The 21,716-nt window shown below is 64.5% G+C and carries 27 protein-coding genes and 1 pseudogene; 19 read left to right on the forward strand and 9 right to left on the reverse strand.

Annotation, left to right across the window (positions count from 1 at the left end; genetic code table 11):
• Together H8A95_RS31300 and H8A95_RS31305 are read left to right on the forward strand one after the other, a co-directional pair.
• A partial coding sequence (locus H8A95_RS31300; RefSeq protein WP_229186692.1) for a GyrI-like domain-containing protein occupies window positions 1-539 on the forward strand: 539 nt, incomplete at its 5' end.
• A gap of 5 nt (window positions 540-544) precedes the next feature.
• Window positions 545-1,273, forward strand: coding sequence for an SIMPL domain-containing protein (locus H8A95_RS31305; RefSeq protein ID WP_229186693.1), 729 nt, complete (start codon window positions 545-547; stop codon window positions 1,271-1,273).
• Between the two features lie 144 nt (window positions 1,274-1,417).
• On the opposite strand, the gene H8A95_RS31310 is transcribed toward H8A95_RS31305, so the two are convergent.
• Window positions 1,418-2,482: an MBL fold metallo-hydrolase gene (locus H8A95_RS31310; RefSeq protein ID WP_229186694.1), complete on the reverse strand. Its 1,065-nt coding sequence runs from the start codon at window positions 2,480-2,482 to the stop codon at window positions 1,418-1,420.
• A gap of 322 nt (window positions 2,483-2,804) precedes the next feature.
• Between H8A95_RS31310 and ffh the strand changes: the two genes are divergently transcribed.
• The 3 genes from ffh to rimM all read left to right on the forward strand — a co-directional run bounded on the left by ffh (window position 2,805) and on the right by rimM (window position 5,309).
• Window positions 2,805-4,352, forward strand: coding sequence for a signal recognition particle protein (gene ffh / locus H8A95_RS31315; protein WP_229186695.1), 1,548 nt, complete (start codon window positions 2,805-2,807; stop codon window positions 4,350-4,352).
• Window positions 4,353-4,437: 85 nt separating this feature from the next.
• The gene (gene rpsP / locus H8A95_RS31320; RefSeq protein WP_029081296.1) at window positions 4,438-4,770 is read left to right on the forward strand and encodes a 30S ribosomal protein S16; all 333 of its coding nucleotides are present in this window, start codon (window positions 4,438-4,440) and stop codon (window positions 4,768-4,770) included.
• Between the two features lie 17 nt (window positions 4,771-4,787).
• Window positions 4,788-5,309, forward strand: a complete 522-nt coding sequence (gene rimM, locus H8A95_RS31325) for a ribosome maturation factor RimM (RefSeq protein ID WP_229186696.1) — start codon at window positions 4,788-4,790, stop codon at window positions 5,307-5,309.
• Between the two features lie 9 nt (window positions 5,310-5,318).
• Here the strand turns inward: rimM and gcvA are convergent, their stop codons facing one another.
• The gene (gcvA, locus tag H8A95_RS31330; RefSeq protein ID WP_229186712.1) at window positions 5,319-6,230 is read right to left on the reverse strand and encodes a transcriptional regulator GcvA; all 912 of its coding nucleotides are present in this window, start codon (window positions 6,228-6,230) and stop codon (window positions 5,319-5,321) included.
• Between the two features lie 171 nt (window positions 6,231-6,401).
• On the opposite strand from gcvA, the gene H8A95_RS31335 reads away from it, so the two are divergent.
• The 7 genes from H8A95_RS31335 to H8A95_RS31365 all read left to right on the forward strand — a co-directional run bounded on the left by H8A95_RS31335 (window position 6,402) and on the right by H8A95_RS31365 (window position 12,739).
• The gene (locus H8A95_RS31335) at window positions 6,402-7,613 is read left to right on the forward strand and encodes an MFS transporter (RefSeq protein WP_229186697.1); all 1,212 of its coding nucleotides are present in this window, start codon (window positions 6,402-6,404) and stop codon (window positions 7,611-7,613) included.
• A 239-nt stretch (window positions 7,614-7,852) separates the two neighbouring features.
• The gene (locus tag H8A95_RS31340) at window positions 7,853-8,545 is read left to right on the forward strand and encodes a hypothetical protein (RefSeq protein ID WP_229186698.1); all 693 of its coding nucleotides are present in this window, start codon (window positions 7,853-7,855) and stop codon (window positions 8,543-8,545) included.
• A gap of 16 nt (window positions 8,546-8,561) precedes the next feature.
• Window positions 8,562-9,272, forward strand: coding sequence for a TapB family protein (locus H8A95_RS31345; RefSeq protein WP_229186699.1), 711 nt, complete (start codon window positions 8,562-8,564; stop codon window positions 9,270-9,272).
• Between the two features lie 167 nt (window positions 9,273-9,439).
• Window positions 9,440-10,186 (forward strand): tRNA (guanosine(37)-N1)-methyltransferase TrmD, encoded by a 747-nt coding sequence (gene trmD / locus H8A95_RS31350; protein ID WP_229186700.1) that lies wholly within the window; start codon window positions 9,440-9,442, stop codon window positions 10,184-10,186.
• A gap of 110 nt (window positions 10,187-10,296) precedes the next feature.
• Window positions 10,297-10,677, forward strand: coding sequence for a 50S ribosomal protein L19 (gene rplS, locus H8A95_RS31355; RefSeq protein WP_163156833.1), 381 nt, complete (start codon window positions 10,297-10,299; stop codon window positions 10,675-10,677).
• Window positions 10,678-11,020: 343 nt separating this feature from the next.
• Complete coding sequence (leuC, locus tag H8A95_RS31360; protein ID WP_229186701.1) at window positions 11,021-12,427, forward strand: 3-isopropylmalate dehydratase large subunit; 1,407 nt, start codon at window positions 11,021-11,023, stop codon at window positions 12,425-12,427.
• A gap of 102 nt (window positions 12,428-12,529) precedes the next feature.
• Window positions 12,530-12,739 (forward strand): hypothetical protein, encoded by a 210-nt coding sequence (locus H8A95_RS31365; protein WP_163156827.1) that lies wholly within the window; start codon window positions 12,530-12,532, stop codon window positions 12,737-12,739.
• A 68-nt stretch (window positions 12,740-12,807) separates the two neighbouring features.
• On the opposite strand, the gene H8A95_RS31370 is transcribed toward H8A95_RS31365, so the two are convergent.
• On the reverse strand, window positions 12,808-13,272 hold the full coding sequence (locus tag H8A95_RS31370; RefSeq protein ID WP_229186702.1) for a hypothetical protein: 465 nt from the start codon (window positions 13,270-13,272) through the stop codon (window positions 12,808-12,810).
• A 159-nt stretch (window positions 13,273-13,431) separates the two neighbouring features.
• Here H8A95_RS31370 and H8A95_RS31375 point away from each other — a divergent pair, with 159 nt between their 5' ends.
• Window positions 13,432-13,725, forward strand: a complete 294-nt coding sequence (locus H8A95_RS31375) for a DUF1330 domain-containing protein (protein WP_163156825.1) — start codon at window positions 13,432-13,434, stop codon at window positions 13,723-13,725.
• 66 nt (window positions 13,726-13,791) lie between these two features.
• Here H8A95_RS31375 and H8A95_RS31380 read toward each other — a convergent pair whose 3' ends face one another.
• Together H8A95_RS31380 and H8A95_RS31385 are read right to left on the reverse strand one after the other, a co-directional pair.
• Window positions 13,792-14,145 (reverse strand): hypothetical protein, encoded by a 354-nt coding sequence (locus H8A95_RS31380; protein ID WP_229186703.1) that lies wholly within the window; start codon window positions 14,143-14,145, stop codon window positions 13,792-13,794.
• Between the two features lie 127 nt (window positions 14,146-14,272).
• The gene (locus H8A95_RS31385) at window positions 14,273-14,515 is read right to left on the reverse strand and encodes a hypothetical protein (protein ID WP_229186704.1); all 243 of its coding nucleotides are present in this window, start codon (window positions 14,513-14,515) and stop codon (window positions 14,273-14,275) included.
• Between the two features lie 253 nt (window positions 14,516-14,768).
• Here H8A95_RS31385 and H8A95_RS31390 point away from each other — a divergent pair, with 253 nt between their 5' ends.
• On the forward strand, window positions 14,769-14,996 hold the full coding sequence (locus tag H8A95_RS31390) for a hypothetical protein (protein ID WP_229186705.1): 228 nt from the start codon (window positions 14,769-14,771) through the stop codon (window positions 14,994-14,996).
• Here the strand turns inward: H8A95_RS31390 and H8A95_RS31395 are convergent.
• The gene (locus H8A95_RS31395; RefSeq protein ID WP_229186706.1) at window positions 14,993-15,319 is read right to left on the reverse strand and encodes a hypothetical protein; all 327 of its coding nucleotides are present in this window, start codon (window positions 15,317-15,319) and stop codon (window positions 14,993-14,995) included. The genes H8A95_RS31390 and H8A95_RS31395 overlap by 4 nt on opposite strands.
• A 101-nt stretch (window positions 15,320-15,420) precedes the next feature.
• Between H8A95_RS31395 and H8A95_RS31400 the strand changes: the two genes are divergently transcribed.
• From H8A95_RS31400 to H8A95_RS31410, 3 genes and pseudogenes are all read left to right on the forward strand, one after another.
• Window positions 15,421-15,819, forward strand: coding sequence for a metallopeptidase family protein (locus tag H8A95_RS31400; protein ID WP_163156819.1), 399 nt, complete (start codon window positions 15,421-15,423; stop codon window positions 15,817-15,819).
• 86 nt (window positions 15,820-15,905) lie between these two features.
• Window positions 15,906-16,507: pseudogene (gene leuD / locus H8A95_RS31405) on the forward strand (3-isopropylmalate dehydratase small subunit).
• 85 nt (window positions 16,508-16,592) lie between these two features.
• A complete protein-coding gene (locus tag H8A95_RS31410) occupies window positions 16,593-17,381 on the forward strand; it encodes a glycosyltransferase family 32 protein (protein ID WP_229186707.1) in 789 nt (262 codons plus the stop codon).
• 168 nt (window positions 17,382-17,549) lie between these two features.
• Here H8A95_RS31410 and H8A95_RS31415 read toward each other — a convergent pair whose 3' ends face one another.
• Window positions 17,550-18,428: an HpcH/HpaI aldolase/citrate lyase family protein gene (locus H8A95_RS31415; RefSeq protein ID WP_229186708.1), complete on the reverse strand. Its 879-nt coding sequence runs from the start codon at window positions 18,426-18,428 to the stop codon at window positions 17,550-17,552.
• 143 nt (window positions 18,429-18,571) lie between these two features.
• Here H8A95_RS31415 and H8A95_RS31420 point away from each other — a divergent pair, with 143 nt between their 5' ends.
• Window positions 18,572-19,228 (forward strand): carbonic anhydrase, encoded by a 657-nt coding sequence (locus H8A95_RS31420; RefSeq protein WP_229186709.1) that lies wholly within the window; start codon window positions 18,572-18,574, stop codon window positions 19,226-19,228.
• 13 nt (window positions 19,229-19,241) lie between these two features.
• Here H8A95_RS31420 and H8A95_RS31425 read toward each other — a convergent pair whose 3' ends face one another.
• The gene (locus H8A95_RS31425; RefSeq protein ID WP_229186710.1) at window positions 19,242-19,793 is read right to left on the reverse strand and encodes a TIGR00645 family protein; all 552 of its coding nucleotides are present in this window, start codon (window positions 19,791-19,793) and stop codon (window positions 19,242-19,244) included.
• A gap of 28 nt (window positions 19,794-19,821) precedes the next feature.
• Window positions 19,822-20,856 (reverse strand): aspartate-semialdehyde dehydrogenase, encoded by a 1,035-nt coding sequence (locus H8A95_RS31430; protein WP_050424961.1) that lies wholly within the window; start codon window positions 20,854-20,856, stop codon window positions 19,822-19,824.
• A 115-nt stretch (window positions 20,857-20,971) separates the two neighbouring features.
• Between H8A95_RS31430 and H8A95_RS31435 the strand changes: the two genes are divergently transcribed.
• Window positions 20,972-21,716: hypothetical protein (locus H8A95_RS31435; protein WP_229186711.1), on the forward strand; the 745-nt coding region annotated here is incomplete at its 3' end.

Below are 21,716 nucleotides of genomic sequence, written 5' to 3' on the forward strand. Positions count from 1 at the left end.
CCGAGACCAAGTCGCCGGCCGACAGCCCGGCTGCGTCGCAGTCTCCAACGCCGCCGCCGGCCGCCCCGGTGCAGACCGCCGACCCCTTCGGCGAGCCGTTCACGCTCGAACCGAAGAAAGTCGTCATGCTGAAGGGCACGGCCAATTGGGATTCGGCCTTCGACGCGCTGATCGAGGCGTTCAAGCAGCTCACCGCGCTGCTCGACAAGGACGGCATCAAGGCATCGGGCAATCCGATGATCGTCTACACCTCGACCGACGACACCGGCTTCACCTTCATCGCCGAAATCCCGGTCGACCAGGACGCGAAGAACCTCGGCAAGAACATGAGCATGGGCAACTCACCCGACGGCAAGGCGCTGAAGTTCGTCCATCGCGGTTCCTACGACAACATGGACAACACCTACGAGGCGATCACCAATCACCTCGACGACAAGAAGCTCGAAGCCAAGGACACCTTTATCGAGGAATACATCACCGACCCGCTGAAGACCGCCGAAGACAAGCTTGTGATCAACGTCTACGTACCCCTGAAGTGAACCACATGACCCATCGCCTCCCCCTCGGCCTCCCCTTGGCTGCCGCCCTCATCGCGACCACCCTGCTGGCTGCGCCCGCACTGGCCGACAACGACTTTCCGCCGGCGATTTCGGTCACCGGCGAGGCGACCGTATCGGCGGCGCCCGACCAGGCGCAGCTTGACGCAGGCGTCACGACCGACGGCAAGACCGCACGCGAGGCCACCGAAGCCAACAATGTGACGATGGGCAAGGTGCTGGCCGCGCTGAAGGGCGCCGGCATCGCGGAGAAGGACTATCAGACCTCACGGCTGTCGTTGCAGCCGCAATTCGCCAACCGCCCGCCGTCGTCGCCGAACGCTCCGCCCAGCATCGTCGGTTATCACGCCAGCAATCGCGTCACGATCAGGCTGCACGATGTGAGCAAGGTCGCCAGCGTCATCGACGTGCTGGTGGGTGCCGGCGCCAACGATATCGGCGGGCTCAATTTCTCGGTGTCGCTGGCCTCCAAGCTGCTCGATGACGCCCGCGAAAAGGCCGTCGCCGACGCCCGCCGCAAGGCGGAGATCTACGCCAGGGCCGCCGGCGTCACGCTCGGCGCGCCCTTGAACATCGCGGAAGTCGGCTCGGCGCCGGTCCCGGTGTTCCGCGCCAAGATGGCCACCGCAGGATTCGCCGCGCCCACGCCGGTGGCGCAGGGTGAAGAAACGCTCACGGTGAATGTCAGCGTCTCCTGGGCGATCAAGGAGAAGTAGCAATTGCTGTCGTCCCTGCGAAAGCAGGGACCCATAACCACCGAGCGTGGTGAAAGGGCAAGCTGGAGCCACAGCCTTGTTCAACAACAAAGCCCTGTGGTTATGGGTCCCGGGTCGCGCTTCGCTTGCCCGGGACGACAGCATTTAAATCTCAAACACCTGGCCCGGCTTCAACGCGACAAACTTCTCCCGCGGCACCTTGGCCGCATCGAGCGCTTCGCCCAGCGCGATCGCGGGCGCGTCGATCGCCTCGTCGGTCAACTGGAACGTGCCGTGGTGGTGCGCCAGCGCCTGCGCCGCGCCGCAATCGGCCAGCGCCTTCACGGCGTCCTCCGGATTCATGTGCTGGTCGCGCATGAACCAGCGCGGCTCATAGGCGCCGATCGGCAGGATCGCGAGCCGCAACGGGCCGTGCGCCTCGGCCACCCGGCGGAAATGACGACCGTCGCCATAGCCGGAATCGCAGACGATGTAGAGCTTGCCGGCGGGCGTCTCCAGCACGAAGCTCGCCCACAGCGCCTTGTTGCGGTCGAACAGGCCGCGCGCCGACCAGTGCCGCGTCGGCACCAGCGTCACCGCAAGACCATTGCCGAGCTCGACGCGCTGATGCCAGTCGAACGTCTCGGCCTTGATCGCGGCATCGGCCGCGCGCATCGTGACGTCGTTGCCGAGCGGCGTGATGACGCGCGGTGCAAACGTGGCGTTGAGCTTCGACAGCGTCGCTGTGTCGAGATGATCGTAATGACCGTGCGACACCAGCACGACGTCGATCCCAGGCAGCTTGTCGAACGCGATGCCGGGATCATTGTGCCGCTTGGGACCTGCGAAGCTGAACGGCGAGGCCCGCATCGACCACACCGGATCGACCAGGATGTTGAGGCCTGCGGCCTGAATCAGCCAGCTCGCATGACCGACGAAGCAGAACCGCACCTTGTCGCCATCGACACGGGGCGGCGGCGTATCGGCATAGGGGCTCGGCGCCGATTCGGGCCAGACCGCGCGCTTGCGGCCGCCACCGAACTGCCAGCGCAGCACCTCGCCGAGCGACTTCGGCGGCGCTCCGTCCGGGTCGAAAAAGTGCAGGCCGTCGAAATGATCGGAGACGGGGCCGTCGTAGGTTTTCATGTAAGTCATCCAGATCGAGGGCACGCCGATCGCAGCGGCGGCTCCGGTCAAGGTTGCGAGAACGCGGCGGCGGGTGATGGGCAAGCGGGTTCCCAAACAGGAGGCGGGCTCCGGTTATATGGGTGGCAGCGGCAGATTCTGAACCAGATCGACAAATCGATGTAATTTCAGTATCTTAATGACCAGACCGGGCGCATGCCGGCGAAACTTTCCTTGACTTTGCCGCCCCGGCAGCGTTTAACGCCCCGACTTTCTCGGAAAGCTCCGTCTTTTCGACCCGCCGACTGGCCCTGGAGGCCAGAGGCCAACGCCCGACAGCGCGATGCGCCCTCGGGCGCGAAAGTGTTTGGATTTCCTTCTCCCTCGCCCCGCTCAAGCGGGGCAAGGTTCAAAGAGGACAACGGCATTGTTCGACAATCTGTCGGAACGGCTTGGTGGCATTCTCGATCGTCTGACGGGGCGCGGTGCGCTGACCGAAAAGGACGTCGATGCCGCGATGCGCGAGGTGCGCCGTGCGCTGCTCGAAGCCGACGTCGCGCTCGAGGTGGTCCGCAGCTTCATCGACCGGGTCCGCGAGCAGGCGATCGGCGCCACCGTCGTCAAGTCGGTGACGCCGGGCCAGATGGTGGTGAAGATCGTCCATGACGAACTCGTCGCCACGCTCGGTTCCGACGGCCAGACCATCGACATCAACGCCGTGCCGCCGGTACCGATCATGATGGTCGGTCTGCAAGGCTCCGGTAAGACCACCACCACCGCAAAGCTCGCGCGCCGCATGGTCCAGCGCGACAAGCGCAAGGTGCTGATGGCCTCGCTCGACGTCTACCGCCCGGCGGCGATGGAGCAGCTCGCGGTGCTCGGCCGCGACCTCGACATTCCGACGCTGCCGATCGTCGCCGGCCAGATGCCGCCGCAGATCGCCCGGCGCGCGTTAGAGGCCGGCAAGCTCGGCGGCTACGACGTCGTGCTGCTCGACACCGCCGGCCGCACCACGCTCGACGAAGACATGATGAAGGAGGCGGCCGAGATCAAGGCTGCCGCCAACCCGCACGAAGTGCTGCTGGTCGCGGACAGCCTCACTGGCCAGGACGCGGTCAACCTTGCACGCTCGTTCGACGAGCGCGTCGGCCTCACCGGCATCGTGCTGACGCGCGTCGACGGCGATGGCCGCGGCGGCGCCGCGCTGTCGATGCGCGCGGTGACCGGCAAGCCGATCAAGCTGCTCGGCACCGGCGAAAAGACCGACGCGCTGGAAGACTTCCATCCGAACCGCATCGCCGGCCGCATCCTCGGCATGGGCGACGTCGTCTCGCTGGTCGAGAAGGCCGCCGCCAACATCGACGCCGAGAAGGCCGCGCGCACCGCCGAACGCATGCGCAAGGGTCAGTTCGACCTCAACGACATGCGCGAACAGCTGCAGCAGATGGCCAACATGGGCGGCATCGGCGGCCTGATGGGCATGATGCCCGGCATCGCCAAGATGAAGAACCAGATCGCGGCGGCCGGGATCGACGACAAGATCATCAAGCGCCAGGTCGCGGTGATCGATTCGATGACGCGGGCCGAGCGCAAGAATCCGGACATCCTGAAGGCGAGCCGCAAGAAGCGGATCGCGGCGGGCGCCGGCCAGAGCGTCGAGCAGGTCAACAAGCTCCTGAAGATGCACCGGAACATGGCCGACATGATGAAGGCCATGGGAAGCGGCAAGCGCGGCCCGCTCGCCGGCATCGCGCAGGCGATGGGTTTTGGCGGCGGCATGAAGCCGCCCTCGGCCGAAGAGATGAAGGCGCTCGCCGAGAAGATGCAAGGCGGCGCCGGCGGCGGCCTGCCCAATCTGCCGAAGGATTTGCCCGCAGGCCTCCGCGGTGGCCTGCCGAACGTGCCGGGCCTGACCGGCCTTTCCGGCAAGCCGATGCTGCCGGGCCTCGGCGGCTTCCCGGGCAAGAAGAAATGAGGAATTCGTCGCGACGGCCCACATGCGGCCGGCGCGACGCGGAATGCCAATCAATCGAACACATCGACCTTTGAAGGAGAACTAAATGTCCGTTGTTATCCGCCTCGCTCGCGCAGGCACCAAGAAGCGTCCGGTCTATCATGTCGTCGTCGCCGACTCGCGCTTCCCGCGCGATGGCCGCTTCATCGAGCGTCTCGGCCACTTCAACCCGCTGCTGCCGAAGGACAACGAGGCCCGCCTGAAGCTCGACATGGACAAGGTGAAGGCCTGGCTCGCCAAGGGCGCGCAGCCGTCGGATCGCGTGACCCGCTTCCTCGACGCGGCCGGCGTCGTGAAGCGCACCGCGCGCAACAACCCGGAAAAGGCCGTGCCGCGCAAGGAGCGCAAGGCGCAGGCTGAAGCCGCCGCCAAGGCTTAAGCTGAACGGCGACCACGGTGACTGCACCGGTCTGTGTCGCCCGTATCGGCGCTGCGCATGGTGTGCGCGGCGCCGTCCGGCTGTGGACCTTCACCGAAGATCCGCTGGCCGTGAAGGACTACGGCCCGCTGATGACCAAGGACGGCGCGCGCCAGTTCGAGGTCACGCATGTGCGCGAGGCTAAGGACCATCTGGTGGTGACGCTGAAGGGCGTCGCCAGCCGCGATGATGCCGAACGGCTCAACGGCCTCGAGCTCTACGTTCCGCGCGACCGGCTGCCGGAAACCGACGATGGTGAATACTACCACACCGACCTGATCGGCCTCGCCGCGGTGACGACATCGGAGCAGCTGCTCGGCAAGGTGATCGCGATCCATAATTTCGGCGCCGGCGACATCATCGAGATCGCCCCGCCGCAGGGCGCGACGATGCTGCTGCCCTTCACCAACGCCGTGGTGCCGACCGTCGACGTTGCCGGCGGCCGCGTCGTGATCGAACTGCCGCAGGAAATCGACGGCGACGATCCGTCGGCAGCCTGAGAATATTCTTCAGCCCGTCATCCGACCCTGCTGCTCGAGCCAGTCGCAGAACACCGCGCTGTGCGGATCGTTGCTGCGCCCTGCCGGAAAATAAGCGAAGTAGCTCCGCGCCGGCAGACTGACATCCGGAAACGGCGTCACCAGACGCCCGGCCGCGAGGTCGTCGGCAATCAGCGCCGTCGGTCCCATCGCAACGCCGAGACCATCGAGCGCGGCCTGTATCGTCAGATAGAAATGATCGAAGGTCAGCGACGCCGCCGGCTCCAGCGCGGATTGCCCGGCCTCGGTGAGCCAGTCGCGCCACAGCCGCGGCATCGACGTGACGTGCAGCAGCGTATGCCGCGAGAGATCCGCGATCTCATGCAGCGGCAGTTGCGCCGGCAGCGACGGGCTGCACACAGGCAATCTCCGCTCCGACACCAGGAAACGTGACGAGAAGCCGTGAAACGTATCGGGCCCGCCGCGGATCACGACGTCGAACGTATCAGGCAGCGCATCCACCGGATCGTTCGACGTGCTCAAGCGCACCTCGATATCGGGATGCTCGGCGCGAAACCGGCTCATCCGCGGCAGCAGCCAGCGCAGGCTGAAGGTCGCGAGCGCGTTGACGCGCAACACGGCGACCGCCGCGTCGCTGCGGCGCGCGCGATGTTGCTGCACAGCCGCCGAAATCCGGTCGAGCGCCGGCGCGAACTCCGCCAGCAATGCGGCGCCGGCCGGTGTCAGCACCACGCGCCGAACCGATCGCCGAAACAGCGCCGGTGCGCCCAACCATTCCTCGAGCAGGCGGACCTGCTGGCTGACCGCGCCATGCGTCACGCTGAGCTCGGCAGCCGCTTCCTTGAAGCTGCCGAGCCGTGCAGCGGCCTCGAAAGCGCGGACCGCATTGAGCGGCGGCAGGCTGCGGCGTGGGACGAACATAGCCACCCAATACCAGATTTTCTAACGCATGATCCGATTATTACTGGTTTGTGACAACGACCGGTCGGGCGCATGTTGCGCAGCAAGCTACTTACATATCTCTATTTTTCGAAAGCCTTCTTCGATGTATCGTCGTCCTATCTTTAGATTTTCTCGATCCGGATGGCGACGATGAGCGTATCGGTGGAAGCCGGCACATCCTCTCCCAGCCGCGGCCGGGCGACGCGCACGCTGTCGGTGACCGGGCTGAACCACGCCCTCCACGATGGCTATACCGACCTGATCTACGTGCTGCTGCCCGTCTGGCAGGCCGAATTCGCGCTGAGCTACGGGCTGCTGGCGCTGCTGCGCGGGCTCTATGCGGGAGCGATGGCCGGGCTGCAGATCCCGGTCGGACGCATCGCCGAGCGCATCGACGGCAAGGTCATCCTGGTCGCAGGCACAGCGCTTTCGGCGCTCGGCTACGTGTTTGCCGGATTTTCGGGCGGCGTCATTGGGCTTGGCTTCGCGCTCGCGCTCTCCGGTGCAGGGTCGAGCACGCAACATCCGATCGCATCAGCAGCAGTGTCGCGCGCCTATGGCGCCGGCGCGCGCGGGCCGCTCGGCATCTACAATTTCTCGGGCGATCTCGGCAAGGCGGCGATCCCGGCACTGACCTCGGTCCTGCTCGTGATCATGCCATGGCGGCACGCGCTGCTCGTGCTCGCATCGGCAGGATTGCTGGTCGCGATCTGCATCGCGCTCTGGATGCCGTCGGTCGGCAAGGGCGCCGAGCACAAGGCGGCCACTGCATCGCGCCGCGAAGGCGCAGGCGGCGGCTTTCCCTGGCTGCTCGCGATCGGGATTCTCGACACCGCAGTCAGGATGGGCTTCCTCACCTTCCTGCCGTTCCTGTTGCGCGACAAGGGCGCGTCGCTGCCGACCAACGGTCTCGCGCTGGCGCTGGTCTTCATCGGCGGCGCCGCAGGGAAATTCACCTGCGGCTGGCTCGGCGCACGCGTCGGCACGCTGCGCACCGTGCTGATCACCGAAGGCGGCACGGCCGCGCTGATTGTTGCGGTGCTGCTGTTGCCGCTCGCACCGGCCATCGTGTTGCTGCCGCTCCTCGGCGTGATGCTCAACGGCACCTCCTCGGTGCTCTATGGCACGGTGCCCGAGCTGACGCCGGCGCATCAGACCGAGCGCGCCTTCGCATTGTTCTATACCGGCACCATCGGATCAGGCGCGATCGCGCCGGTGCTCTACGGCCTGCTTGGCGACGCGCTCGGCCCGACGCTTGCGATGGCTGCGACCGCGCTCACGGCGCTGGCGATCTGCCCGCTTGCGATGGTCCTCGCGCGGCATCTCGCCGACGAAACCGGTACGCGCCGCGCCGGCGCCTGACAAAAGCCGCCCGCCGGTATGATGCGAAGCCTCGACCTCCGGTCGCGGTGCCGCAACCCGCAGTCCGCGCTCAACATTAAATTTAGGAAAGGTCGCGGCCACGATGCATGCAAATGCTTGCGCCCCATTTTTGGCTCAGGCACGCTATGGTTGTTTGAGCAAACCCTCACACCAACCTTACACAACGCTGGCATCAATAATTTCATCCATCGTTGATCATCAAGCATCAGAGACATTCAATGCGGCGCAGCACCGTCTTCGCGACCGTCGGCATCCTTGCCACGGTGGGCTCTCTTTCTGCCCAGACTCCAGCCCCATCACCGCCAGCGGCTCCGCCGCCGGCCGTCGAAACACCGAACGCCCCGGAGCCGATGGAAGACGTCCAGACCGGTGATCACTGGACCTACCAGGTACGGGACGACATTACGGGCGAGGTCAAATCGACCATCACCTACACCGTCACCGACGCCTCGGCTTCGGAGATCAACATCCGGTTTTCGTTGCTCGGGAATCCGGTCGTTGGCTACCAGACATTCGACCGAACCTGGGATCTAACGAACAATGGCGTTTGGCGATTTTCGCCCAATGATGGCACCGGCATTCGGCCGCCGCTTACGGTAGGCAAGAGCTGGTCATTCAAGAACACCGCGCTCAACACCAAGGCTGGCAATAGCCTGAAGCGCTCTGGGACCGCCAAGGTTGTCGCTCAGGAAAGCGTGACGACCAGCGCAGGCACGTTCGACACTTTCAAGATCGAAACCACCCTTCAGGAAGACAACGCAGCTGACGCGACCAAGAAGCTGCAATTCGTGCTGGAGACCTGGTACGCGCCGGCCATCGATCACTGGGTCAAGCGCAGTTCGATCGTGCGTTCGGACGGACGAATCCGGGACAAGAGCACGGCTGAGCTGGTCGACTATGGCCGCCGCTAGATCAGCCGATAGATTCATGCGCCACACCGATCGCCGACAATTTCCACGAGGGATAGATATACTCCGCTACGCCGCCATTGCGACGATTGGCCTGTTCGCCAGCCAGGCCACAGCGCAACAAGCGCCAACTCCGCCGTCCTCGACTGCCAAGCCGGTCGTCGCAATGGAGCAGCCATTGCCGGGCGACAACTGGACCTACGAGGTACGCGACGAAATTACCGGAAAGATCAGCGCGACCCGCGAAATCGTGATTACCGAGGTCACACCCACCGACATCAGTGTGCGATCTAAAGACCTGATTTCCTCCAAGTTAGGCGCCATCGTTTATGACCGGTCCTGGAATTTGCTCAGCTCCGGCGACTGGAAGTACACACCCAACGACGGGACAGGAATCCAGACGCCGCTTGCGATCGGCAAGACCTGGAGCTCTCGAACCAACAGCGTCAACACCGGTGGCGGCTTTGCCTGGACCCGGACCGGCAACGCTAAAGTCGTGGGCCAGGAGACTGTGACGACGAAGGCCGGCACGTTCGAGGCCTTCAAGATCGAAGCCAAATTTTCGAGTCGCAGCGTCAAGGATCCAACCAGGACCAACGAGATGACGTCGGAAACCTGGTACGCCCCGGCGATCGACCATTGGGTCAAGCGAGTCGAGGTCCTTCGCGTCGACAAGCATCTGCAGACCAACAACACGATCGAGCTCGTTGCATATGGCCGGAAGCAGTAGGCCCCGGGGGATGAGACCAAAGCGCGTTCGGTTCTGACTGAATCAGAACCGACGCGCGGCTTCTTCAGGCGAGCCGGTCTCGCCTCCGCTCGACGCCGCCCATATCTCGTCTGGCATCGTGATGATTGCCATTTGACGGCGTCGGCCCGACGCGTCATTGCAACACCATGCCCTCCCAAGCGACGATCTGGCGCGCCACCGTGCTGACCCTGTTCCCGGACATGTTTCCAGGGCCGCTCGGCGTCAGCCTGGCCGGCAAGGCGCTGGCAGGTGGCCTCTGGGCGCTCGAGGCGCGCGACATCCGGGCGTCGGCGACCGACAGGCACCGCAGCGTCGACGATACGCCGGCCGGCGGCGGCCCGGGCATGGTGCTGCGGGCTGACGTGCTGGCGGCGGCGATCGACGCCGCTGATATCGCGGCTGACCGCCCGCGCCTCCTGATGAGCCCGCGAGGTCGGCCTTTGACCCAGGACCAGGTCGCCGAGCTTGCGGCCGGGCCCGGCCCCCTGATCGTCTGCGGCCGCTTCGAGGGCATCGACCAGCGGGTGATCGAGGCCAGGGGGCTCGAGGAGGTCTCGATCGGCGATTATGTGCTGTCCGGCGGCGAGATCGCCGCAATGGCGCTGATCGACGCCTGCGTCCGCCTGTTGCCGGGGGTGATGGGCAAATTGGCCTCGGGAACCGAGGAGAGTTTCTCTGAAGGACTACTGGAATACCCCCAATATACCCGCCCGCAGGAGTTCGAGGGCCGACAAATCCCGGAAATCCTGATTTCCGGCGATCACGCCAAGGTCGCGGCCTGGCGGCTGACCCAATCCGAAGCCCTGACGGCGGCCCGGCGCCCCGATCTCTGGGCCCGGAAGGCCGGCCAAAAAGCCGCTCCGCGAGGGACAAAAAACACGACAGACGGGTGACAAACCCTGCGCTTTGCCTTATAGGCACGGCCTAATCCGCACACGCGCAGGATAGATGGACGTTTGCGCAGCCCCCATACAGGCTGGGCGCGCCGCCGATGGAGATTTCGATGAACCTTATTCAGCAGCTCGAAAAAGAGCAGTTCGACAAGCTCGCCGCCACCAAGACCATTCCGGAATTCGGCCCCGGCGACACCGTCATCGTCAACGTGAAGGTGGTCGAAGGCGACCGTACCCGCGTGCAGGCCTATGAAGGCGTTTGCATCGGCCGCTCCGGCCAGGGCCTCAACGAGAGCTTCACCGTGCGCAAGATCTCCTACGGCGAAGGCGTCGAGCGCGTCTTCCCGGTGATGTCGCCGATGATCGACTCGATCAAGGTCGTGCGTCGCGGCAAGGTGCGTCGCGCCAAGCTCTATTACCTGCGCAACCTGCGCGGCAAGTCGGCCCGCATCGTCGAGAAGCAGGACCGCCAGACCGCCGTCGGCGAGTAATTCACTCCGCAAGGGATGTGACCAAAAGCGCGGGGCTGGCCCCGCGCTTTTTTGTTGCGGCATACCTATCTGATGGACAGGCCCGCGCATCGATCGATTGTCGCAGGCGCAAGCCCTGTGTTAGAAATTTAGAATGGTTCCGGATCAAGCAAGCCACCCCTGCCAGCGCGTCGTGATCGACGATCGCTCGCGGCTGCCCGGCCGCTTCTTCGGGCGCTTTGCGACGTCGGCAACGTCTGAGCTTAGACGCGCAGCGTAACGCTGCCTGGACGCTGTCGCCTGCTCGCGCGCTTAAGACGCGCATACGCCATTCACCACTGAATTTCTTCTGGAGCCGAAGCTCATGTCCAAACCGACCACGCTGTACGACAAGATCTGGAACGACCATCTGGTCCATGAGGCCGAGGACGGCACCTGCCTGCTCTATATCGACCGCCATCTGGTGCACGAGGTGACCTCGCCGCAGGCGTTCGAAGGTCTGCGCGCCGCGGGCCGCAAGGTGCACGCGCCCGAGAAGACGCTCGCCGTCGTCGACCACAACATCCCGACCACCGATCGCTCGAAGCCGAACCCCGACCCCGAGAGCATCGAGCAGATGCGGGTGATGGCCGAGAACGCCAAGGAATTCGGCATCGAGTATTATAACGAGTTCGACAAGCGTCAGGGCATCGTCCACGTCATCGGCCCGGAGCAGGGCTTTACACTGCCCGGCACCACCATCGTCTGCGGTGACAGCCACACCTCGACGCATGGCGCGTTCGGCGCGCTCGCGCACGGCATCGGCACGTCAGAGGTCGAGCACGTGCTGGCGACGCAGACGCTGATCCAGAAGAAGGCCAAGAACATGCGCGCGATCGTCGACGGCAAATTGCCCGAAGGCGTGACCGGCAAGGACATCATCCTGGCGATCATCGGCGAGATCGGCACCGCCGGCGGCACCGGCTATGTGCTGGAATATGCCGGCGAGGCGATCCGTGCGCTGTCGATGGAAGGCCGCATGACGGTCTGCAACATGTCGATCGAAGGCGGCGCGCGCGCCGGCCTGGTTGCGCCCGACCAGAAGGCGTTCGACTTCCTGCGCGACCGCCCGAAGGCGCCGAAGGGTGCCGCCTGGGATGCCGCAATGCGCTACTGGGAGACGCTGCGCTCCGACGAGGGCGCGCATTTCGACCACGAGCTACGGCTGGACGCTGCAAAACTGCCGCCGATCGTCACCTGGGGCACCAGCCCTGAGGACGTCATCTCGATCACCGGCTTCGTGCCCGATCCGGACAAGATCGCGGATGAGGCCAAGCGGCTCTCCAAGCATCGCGCGCTGAAATATATGGGCCTGACCGCGGGCACCAAGATCACCGACATCAAGCTCGACCGCGTCTTCATCGGCTCCTGCACCAATGGCCGGATCGAAGACCTGCGCGCCGTCGCGAAGATCGCCGAGGGCAAGACCGTCAACGCCAACGTCAACGCGATGATCGTGCCGGGCTCGGGCATCGTGAAGGAGCAGGCGGAAGCCGAAGGCCTCGACAAGATCTTCGTCAAGGCCGGCTTCGAATGGCGTGAGCCGGGCTGCTCGATGTGCCTTGCGATGAATCCGGACAAGCTGAAGCCGGAAGAGCGCTGCGCCTCGACCTCGAACCGCAACTTCGAGGGCCGGCAGGGCTTCAAGGGCCGCACCCATCTGGTGTCACCCGCGATGGCCGCCGCCGCCGCGATCGCCGGACACTTCGTCGACGTCCGCGACTGGCGGTAAGCGGGGTTTTCGCTTCAAGCTCGAGCCGTTGTGGAAACGGCTCGTTAACGGGGCGCCCGCACACTGTCGCCTGGCGGAGACAAGCTTCGTGGGGAGCCTGAAGTGACCGACAAGCGCGAATATGTCGACATGGTCAGCGAGGCGACGCGGCAGAAGCGCCGCCGCGCCGCACCACGCATCGTCGATCCGCCTCCCGAGGTGAAGGAGACCTCGCGCCTCAGCCACTGGCCGCCGGACCGCTGGACGCAATGGCGGATGGAAAACCTGACGCCGTGGAAGATCAAGCCCTGGAAACTGAAGGACTGGGATTAGCGCGCTCGCACGAGCACGAAGGACCTGAGAAAACGGGCGCTGTCAGGCGCCCGCTGTCATGTCAGCCCTTACCAATAGCCATACGGCCGCCAATAGTGACGATGGTGCCACCACGGCCGGCAGATCCGGCGCGGCCCGTAATAGGTCCAGACCACCCGGCAGTGACGGTGATGATAATAGGCCGGATAGTAGTAGGACGATCCATAGAAGTAGCGCCGATGGTGGAAGTGCCGGCGGTAATACGGCCGATAACCGTAGCGATAGCCGCCGCCGTAGAAGCGGTGATGGTAGCCGCCGTAGTGGCGATGGAAGCCGCCGCCATGGAATCCTCCGCCGCCGTGGCCGCCGCCACCGCCATGCCGAACCTGGGTCGTCATTGCATCGGCCGCGGACTTCGCCGCGGGCAAGGTAGCCGGGCTCACCAGCGACAGCGCTTCGGCGCGTTGCTGCGAGACGATCGACAATGCGAAGACCGCAGCCGCGGCAACACCGAGACGGCGCAGCAATCCACGCCGCAAATAGCTCTCCCTCATCTCTGAACCTCCCTGACAATAGCAACGAGAACCGCGCTGCATGGCAGCCGGTCTCCTCGCGTTCATTGCAGTCGCTCCCGGCATGACGCTAAGAATGCGCAACTGAATGCGTCATGAACGCGCAAAGCGCGTGCGACGGAAAATCCGGAGAGAAGCCCAGTGACTGTCTATGTGATCGTGCAACTCAAGATGACCGATCGCGCCGCCTATGATCGTTATCAGGCGCGCTTCTTCGATGTGTTCAGGAAGTTCAACGGACGGCTGCTGTCGGCCGACGAACACCCTGCGGTGCTCGAAGGCAGCTGGGATCGCGACAAGCTGGTGCTGATGTCATTCCCTGACGAAGCCGCATTTCGCGCCTGGTCGGAATCGCCTGAATACGTCGAGATCTCGAGAGATCGCAAAGCCGGTGCGCAGGGCATCGTGCTGCTGGCGAAAGGCTTTGCGCCTTGACGCCACACGCGCAGTCCCCCGCTTGGGCGGAGCTGCGCGCGCGTTCGGTCCGCTATGCCGAAACCATCACCAGAACGGGCCGAACCCGAAGCCGAAGGTGAACGGCGCCGGCGCAGCATACGGATACGGCCGATAGTAAGTGGGCCGTCCGTAATAATAGGAGCCGTACGGCCGATAATAGGAATAGGGCTGGTAGGAATAGGGCTGGTAGTACGGTCGGTAGTAAGGCCGGTAGCCGCGATGATAGTGGTGACGATGGTGATGGTGATGACGGCGCTGCGCGCTGAAATCGGTCGCCTTGCCCGCTTGCCGCGGTTGCGCGGCAGCCTGCGGCCTCATTGAAGCCGCGGCAGTTGCCGATGCCGGCGCCATCAATGCGAATGCACAAGCGACGGCGGCAACGCCGATCCATCTCATCATGATCAACTCCTGCAGATTGCGTTGAACGTCATCTCGCGCGCGCGAATCTGCCGGTTTGAAGGCTGACAACGACAACAGGCCCGCTGCTCACGGGCCTGTGTCTCAACTGCGCTGATACGCCGCGCGATCAGCGGCGCCAATGGCGGCGATGTCCCCAGCCACGGTGATGTCCGCGGTGCCAGCCACGATGCCAACCACGGTTATGTCCATGGCCCCAGCGTACCTGCGTGGTGGTCTGGTTCGCGTTGTCCTGAACCGTTGCGGCGGCGCCTGGTGTGGCGAGCGACATCGCGTTCGCGCGCTCGGCCGGCGCCGCCAAAACCAGCACGGCACCGACGGCCGCAAGTCCCAGAACCTTCATTACCTTCATGAGCTAATCTCCTTGATCCCTTGATGTCACGTCTTGCAACGACGACTCGGTTTCGAATCGATCCCCGTTGCCGCGACGCAGATCGCGAGCTGGATGCGGACGACGTGAGCGGGACGTGAATTTCTGCGCCACGATCATGAATGCCATTGGCGCGCTCAGGTTCCGACACAGCACGCGGTTTTTCGCCTTGGTGTGCAAAACCCGGCATGGACTATCGTCGTATCTCGCGTGCTCACTGTTGCAGGAGATTGCGGTGACACACACAGGCACACGCAGGCGGTCGCTTCGAACTGCACTCGCGACACTCGCTGGTTCCATCACGCTCGCCGATATCGCGCTGGCCTCGCAAGGACCGGGCGGCGGCATGGGGACCGCAAGCCAGCTCACGCAAACGCTGATGGCGATCACGGTCTATGGAACGGCGGGAGCGATCGCGGCTGTCGCAGTGATCAGTGCAGCACGCCGCCGGACGCGCAGCTAGCCGGGCCGCCAGAAGCAGTTCATGCGCGGCGTGATCACGGTGCCGCTCGGCCGGTGCTCCTGCACATAGGTCGCGGTGCAGTCACGCACGGCGTTCGGTCCGGGATTGTAGCGCGGGATGACATCCGGTTCCCAATGATCGGGCCGGGACCGGTAGATCGGCACGCGCTTCAGGTGGCGGCGTTCGACGACGCGCTCGCGCACGACCGGAGCCGCCTCGCCGACGCGCGCCTCGGCCGCCGCGCTCTGTGCCCGCGCCTCGCCCGCTGGAAGCGAGAGCCCGACTGATGCCGCCAACAGCGCTGCCGCCACGATCCGTTTCATCACGCCACCCAAGCCCCGTTATTGGGCCGCACGGTCTCCCATTGCGCCGCCGAGGTCAACTGCGCTGGCGCCGCCGACAGCACTCGCGCTAAAGGAGTGTCATGTGGACCACAGAAAAAGCCCCCTCGCTCGCCGAGATGGAGGCCATGGCGCACGAGGTTTTCGAGCGCCTGCCCGAGACGTTCCGGGCCCTCTGCGAGGGCCTCATCATCCGTGTCGACGACTTCCCGACCGACGAGGTGCTCGACGAGATGCAGGCCGAGAGCGAGTTCGACCTGCTCGGCCTGTTCCACGGCATCGGCCTGCCGCAGCAGAGCCATGGCGACGTGGCCCGGCTCCCCAACCTGGTCTGGCTGTACCGCCGGCCGATCCTGGACTATTGGGCGGAGCACGACGAGACCCTCGGCCACATCGTCCGCCACGTGCTGATCCATGAGATTGGGCATCATTTCGGCCTCTCGGACGCCGATATGGAGGCGATTGAGGCTGGCGCGGGCTAGCTTTGCAGAAATCGCCCTTTTACCGCTGTCACATTCGCGATAGACATCCGGCCCGTATCCCCATTTTTTGCCCGGGAAGAGCACCGATGGACAAGTTCACCACGCTGGAAGGCGTCGCGGCACCGCTGAAGATCATCAATGTCGACACCGACATGATCATTCCGAAGCAGTACCTCAAGACCATCAAGCGCACCGGCCTTGGCAAGGGGCTTTTCTCCGAGCAGCGCTACAAGGATGACGGCAGCGAGAACCCGGATTTCGTTCTCAACCAGTCCGCCTATCGCAACGCGAAGGTGCTGGTCGCCGGCGACAATTTCGGCTGCGGCTCGAGCGCGAGCATGCGCCCTGGGCGCTGCTCGACTTCGGCATCCGCTGCGTGATCTCGACCTCGTTCGGCGACATCTTCTACAACAACTGCTTCAAGAACGGCATCCTGCCGATCCGCGTGTCGCAGGAGGATCTCGACAAGCTGTTCGACGACGCCGAGCGCGGCGCCAATGCGACGCTGACCATCGACCTCCCCAACCAGGAGATCCGCGGTCCCGACGGCGGCAAGGTGAAGTTCGAGATCGATCCGTTCCGCAAGCACTGCCTGATCAACGGCCTCGACGACATCGGCCTGACGATGGAAAAGAAGAAGTCGATCGACACCTACGAGGCCAAGCTCAAGGAGCGTGCCTGGGCCTGAGGCTCGGCGTATCATCATGCCCCGGTGCCTTCAGGCGCCGGGGCTTTTCTTTGCCTCTTCGCAAACCTGCTGATAGCTGACGCACATGCTGCCTGACATCGTCACCTTCTGGCATGGCTCGATGGACGCGCTGCGCCAGACCTGTCTGCGCTCGCAGGTGGCGGCCGGGCACAAGGTCACCGTCTACAGCTTCGATCCAATTCCCGGTCTGCCCGACGGCGTCGGCAATGCCGAGGCCGAGGCGGTGCTGCCGCACGCGTTCTCGGAGAAGCTGCGTCCGGCCGAGCGCGACGGCTCGTGGCGCGACTGGACCATCCTGCAGTTCAGCGACTTCTTCCGGATGCGGCTGATGACGCAGCGCGCGGGCGTCTGGCTCGATGCCGATGTGCTGCTCTTGAAACCTGTCGAGATCGATCCGGCAAAACCCTATTTTGCCTGGGAGCGGCCGCGGCAGCTCGGCAACTCGGTGCTGTATCTGCCGCAACATGATCCAATCGTGCGCGCCTTCGAAGCGCTGATGCAGCAGGACGAGCTGACGCCGGACTGGCTGGCGCTGCGTCACCGCCTGACCTTTGCGATGCGCAAGGTGCGCGGCAAATCCAATCGCCTCTCCGACATCCGCATCGCGATCTACGGCCCCGCCGCGCTCACCGCGCTGGCGCGCCGCGAAGGCGAATTGCAATACGCGCTGCCGAAGCGCTCGTTCTACGCGGTGCATGCGGAGCCGAGATTGTTTTTCGAGCCATCGGATTTTTCGAAGTACCTGAACGATCCCGGGATTATCGGCCTGCACATCTCGCCGAAAGGCCGCGGCAAGGAGACGCCGATCCCCGGCAGCCTCTATGCGTGGGCGGCGGAGAAGTTTGGTCGCTGACGCGGGCTCGACGTTACCCTCTCCCCTTGTGGGAGAGGGTGGCTTCGCGAAGCGAAGCCTGGTGAGGGGTTCTCTCCGCACGGGAGAATTTCGCAAGCAGAGAGAACCCCTCATCCGGCGCTTCGCGCCACCTTCTCCCACAAGGGGAGAAGGGAAGAGGCAGCTCCGCTAGTGCCCCATCGCGGTGATCGCATCGGCGATCGCGATGGTGCGCTTGGCCATCTCGGCGTGCAGGCGCTCGACCATGCGGCCGTCGAGCTGGATCGCGCCGCGCGAGGCGTTCTCCGGCAGTTGGAATGCAGCGATGATCTTGCGGGCCTCGGTGACCTCGGCCTCCGGCGGCGTGAAGATCGCGTTGCAGGCATCGATGTGGCTCGGATGGATCAGCGTCTTGCCGTCGAAGCCGAGATCGCGGCCCTGCGCACATTCCTCGGCAAAGCCGTCGACATTGCTGATGTCGCCATAGGGCCCGTCGAGGATCTCGAGCCCGTGCGCGCGGGTCGCCAGGATGCAATGCGTGATCATCGGGATCATCGCCGCGCGGCCCGGCTTCATCCGGATCCGGGTCTCACGCGCAATGTCGTTCGGCCCGAACACGAAGCCGGCGAGCCGGATTTCCGAATCCTTCGACGCCGCCGCGAGCTTGTCGGCATCGAGCACCGCGCGCGCGGTCTCGATCATGGCCCAGACCCGGATCGAGGCAGGGGCATTGATGTCGCTGAGGCGATCGGCAACCGCGTTGAGATCGTCGACGGTGGAAATCTTGGGAACCAGGATCCCGTCCGGCTGCGCCTTGCCGGCCATGCCGATGTCGTCGACCCACCAGGGCGTGTCGAGCGCGTTGATGCGGATCAGGACCTCGCGCTTGCCAAAGCCCCTGGCGGCAACCGCCTTGGCAATCTGCTCGCGGGCCACCGCCTTGGCGTCGGGAGCAACGGAATCCTCCAGATCGAGGATGATGCCGTCCGCCGGCAGCGTGCGGGCCTTCTCCAGCGCCCGCGCATTCGATCCCGGCATGAACAACAGGCTGCGGCGCGGACGGGTCATCGGCATTCTCCTGGGGGCTTCGGCTCCGCCGCTGTCCAATGTTTGGGCATCGGGCAGGAACCATGCTTCAACGCTGCCGTATCATCTCAGGCTGGACGCCGAAAGTCTTGTTCCCGTCATTCGCATGTGGTTAGCCAGAGGCCATGAAATTCTTTCCGAAGCAGTTGATCGACGGCTACCGGACCTTCGCGACCCAGCGGTTGCCGACTGAACAGTCGCGCTACCGGGACCTGTCGGAACGCGGCCAGTTTCCCGAAACCATGGTGATCGGCTGCTGCGATTCCCGCGTCTCCCCCGAAGTGATCTTCGACGCAGGTCCGGGCGAATTGTTCGTGGTCCGGAACATCGCCAATCTGGTTCCGGTCTATCAGCCCGACAGCAACGCCCACGGTGTGTCGGCCGCGCTGGAATACGCCGTCACCGTGCTGAAGGTGAAGAACATCGTGGTGCTGGGCCATGCCCAGTGCGGCGGCATCCGCGCCTTCGTCGACAAGATCAAGCCGCTCACGCCGGGCGACTTCATCGGCAAATGGATGCAGATGTTCATCAAGCCGGGCGAGGTGGTCGAGCAGCGCGAGCATGAAAGCATGCTGGACTTCGTCACCCGCATCGAGAAGGCCGCGGTGTTCCGCTCGCTGGAGAACCTGATGACCTTCCCGTTCGTTCGCGAACGCGTGGAGAGCGGCGAGATGCAGCTGCACGGCGCCTATTTCGGCGTCGCCGAAGGCTCGCTGTTCGTGCTCGACCGGACCGCGAAGGAATTCATCAGCGTTGCCGATGCGCTGAAGGCCGGCGAGTAGCTGGACCTATCGGCTACTCATCACCGTGAGCGCCGCCCCAGCGATCGGACAGCGCGAGCAATAGCGCCGAGATCACGAATACCAGGTGCACGGCGACGAGCCAGGTCATCCGCGTCGCGTCGAACGCGGCATCTATGTTGAGAAACGCTTCCAGCACGTGGATCGCGGAGATCGCGACGATCGAAGCGAGCAGCTTCTGCTTCAGCCCGGCAAAGTCGATCTTGGTGATCCAGATCGGCCAGTTCGGGTTGCCCGACGTGTCGATGCGCGAGACGAAGTTCTCGTAGCCTGAGAAGACCACGATCAGAATGAGATTGGCGACCAGCGTGACGTCGATTAGCGCCAGCGCATCGAGGATGACTTCCGTCGATTTGTAGCCGGCTGCATGCAGGACGAACTCCCAGAGCATGCGGACGAATTTCAGCAGCAGTACCGCAAGCGCCACGACCAAGCCGACATAGAACGGCGCCATCAGCCAGCGGCTGTTGAACAGCACATATTCGAAGCCGCGCATGATGCGCGGCGTCGAGGGACTCGATGGGACGGGAGCCGACTGTTCCGACATGGTTGCGCCCCCCGTTGGTCCCCGCCCGTCAGGCCGCTTTCTGCTTTGCGGTGATCAGCTTGCGGTTGATCAGGACTTCCGCGATCTGCACGGCGTTCAGCGCCGCGCCCTTGCGCAGATTGTCCGACACGCACCAGAACGCGAGACCGTTCTCCACGGTAGCGTCCTCGCGGATGCGGCTGATATAGGTCGCGTCCTCGCCGGCAGCCTCATAGGGCGTGACGTAGCCGCCCGGCTCGTGCTTGTCGATCACGAGGCAGCCCGGCGCATTGCGCAGAATGTTGCGCGCCTCGTCCGCGGTGATCGGATTGGCGAACTCGACATTGACCGCCTCGGAGTGACCGACGAAAACCGGCACGCGCACGCAGGTCGCGGTCAGCTTGATCTTCGGATCAAGGATCTTCTTGGTCTCCGCCATCATCTTCCACTCTTCCTTGGTGAAGCCGTCTTCCATGAAGACGTCGATCTGGGGAATGACGTTGAAGGCGATACGCTTGGGAAACTTCTTATTGATCAGCTCGTCATTGGTGTAGACGGCCTTGGTCTGCGAGAACAATTCGTCCATCGCATCCTTGCCGGCGCCCGACACCGATTGATAGGTCGAGACCACGACGCGCGTGATCGTCGCCTTGTCGTGCAGCGGCTTCAGCGCGACGACGAGCTGCGCGGTCGAGCAGTTCGGGTTGGCGATGATGTTCTTCTTGGTGAAGCCGGCGGCCGCATCCGCGTTCACTTCCGGCACGATCAACGGCACGTCCGGGTCCATCCGCCAGGCCGACGAATTGTCGATCACGACCGCACCGGCGGCGCCGATCTTGGGCGACCATTCCTTGGAGACCGAGCCGCCGGCCGACATCAGGCAGATGTCGATGTCGGAGAAATCATAATGCTCGAGCGCCTTCACCTTCAGCGTGCGGTCACCATAGGAGACCTCGATGCCGACGCTGCGGCGCGAGGCCAGCACGACGACCTCGTCGGCGGGGAATTTGCGCTCATCGAGAATGTTGAGCATTTCGCGCCCGACATTGCCGGTCGCACCGACCACCGCGACTTTGTAACCCATCGTTCACTCTCCGACGAAAAATGCCCGTTCCCCCGCTGTCAGCGGAAAGGGAAGAGGCAGCGCTTCTATGCGAGAAACCCCGTCAAGACAACGTTGCGTAGCTTTGAGCGTTTTGATGCGTTTATTTCGGGCCGATCCGGCCGCGCCCCATCATACGGGAAATCCGTCAGCCCTGACGAGCTTCGTCGACGAGGTGTACGCCACGCTCTCCGGGCTGTTCGCCTATGCCGCCGTGCTCGCGCTATTTGTCGTCCTCGGAAACTATCTATGGAAGCAACTGCCGGACGCAACCGCGACTACGGCGCCGGCTGCTGTCGGCTGGAGCCCGGCCGGCCGCTCGGCCCCCGCCTTCGCCATCAGCAAGCTCGATCCGCGAGATAAAACAGAGACTTACGAAATCTTCCGGCACCCCGAGGGAGGCCGCAAGGACGTCTTCCGCTGGACCGACACGGATGGCGCGCCGGCGGCCGAGCTGGAAATCTACCGGCCCGGTGGCGAGGCCATGGGGTCCGCGGTCACCGAGATTGCCGGGCGGCTCGTCCCGGGCGGCACAGGCGAGCTCGAGGCCGCCGGCATCGTCGACAGCAAGTTCGGCAGCGCCACCTTGCTGCGCCCGGCGCGGCAGGACGGCGGCCGCGCCTGCCTCGGCTTCCTCAAGCAGGCCGACGCACCCGATCTGCGGATCTCCGGCTGGACCTGCCAGGGTACCGGCCTGCCCGCGCAGCGCGCCGCGATCGTCTGCATGCTGAACCGCCTGACCCTGCTGGCCGCAGGCAAGGACCCTCGGCTCGCCGCCCTGTTCGCTCATGCCGAGCTGCGCCGCACCGACTGCGTTACCTCCGGCGGGCCCGCCCTGTCGG

The sequence above is a fragment of the Bradyrhizobium oropedii genome (assembly GCF_020889685.1).
Lineage (GTDB): Bacteria > Pseudomonadota > Alphaproteobacteria > Rhizobiales > Xanthobacteraceae > Bradyrhizobium > Bradyrhizobium oropedii.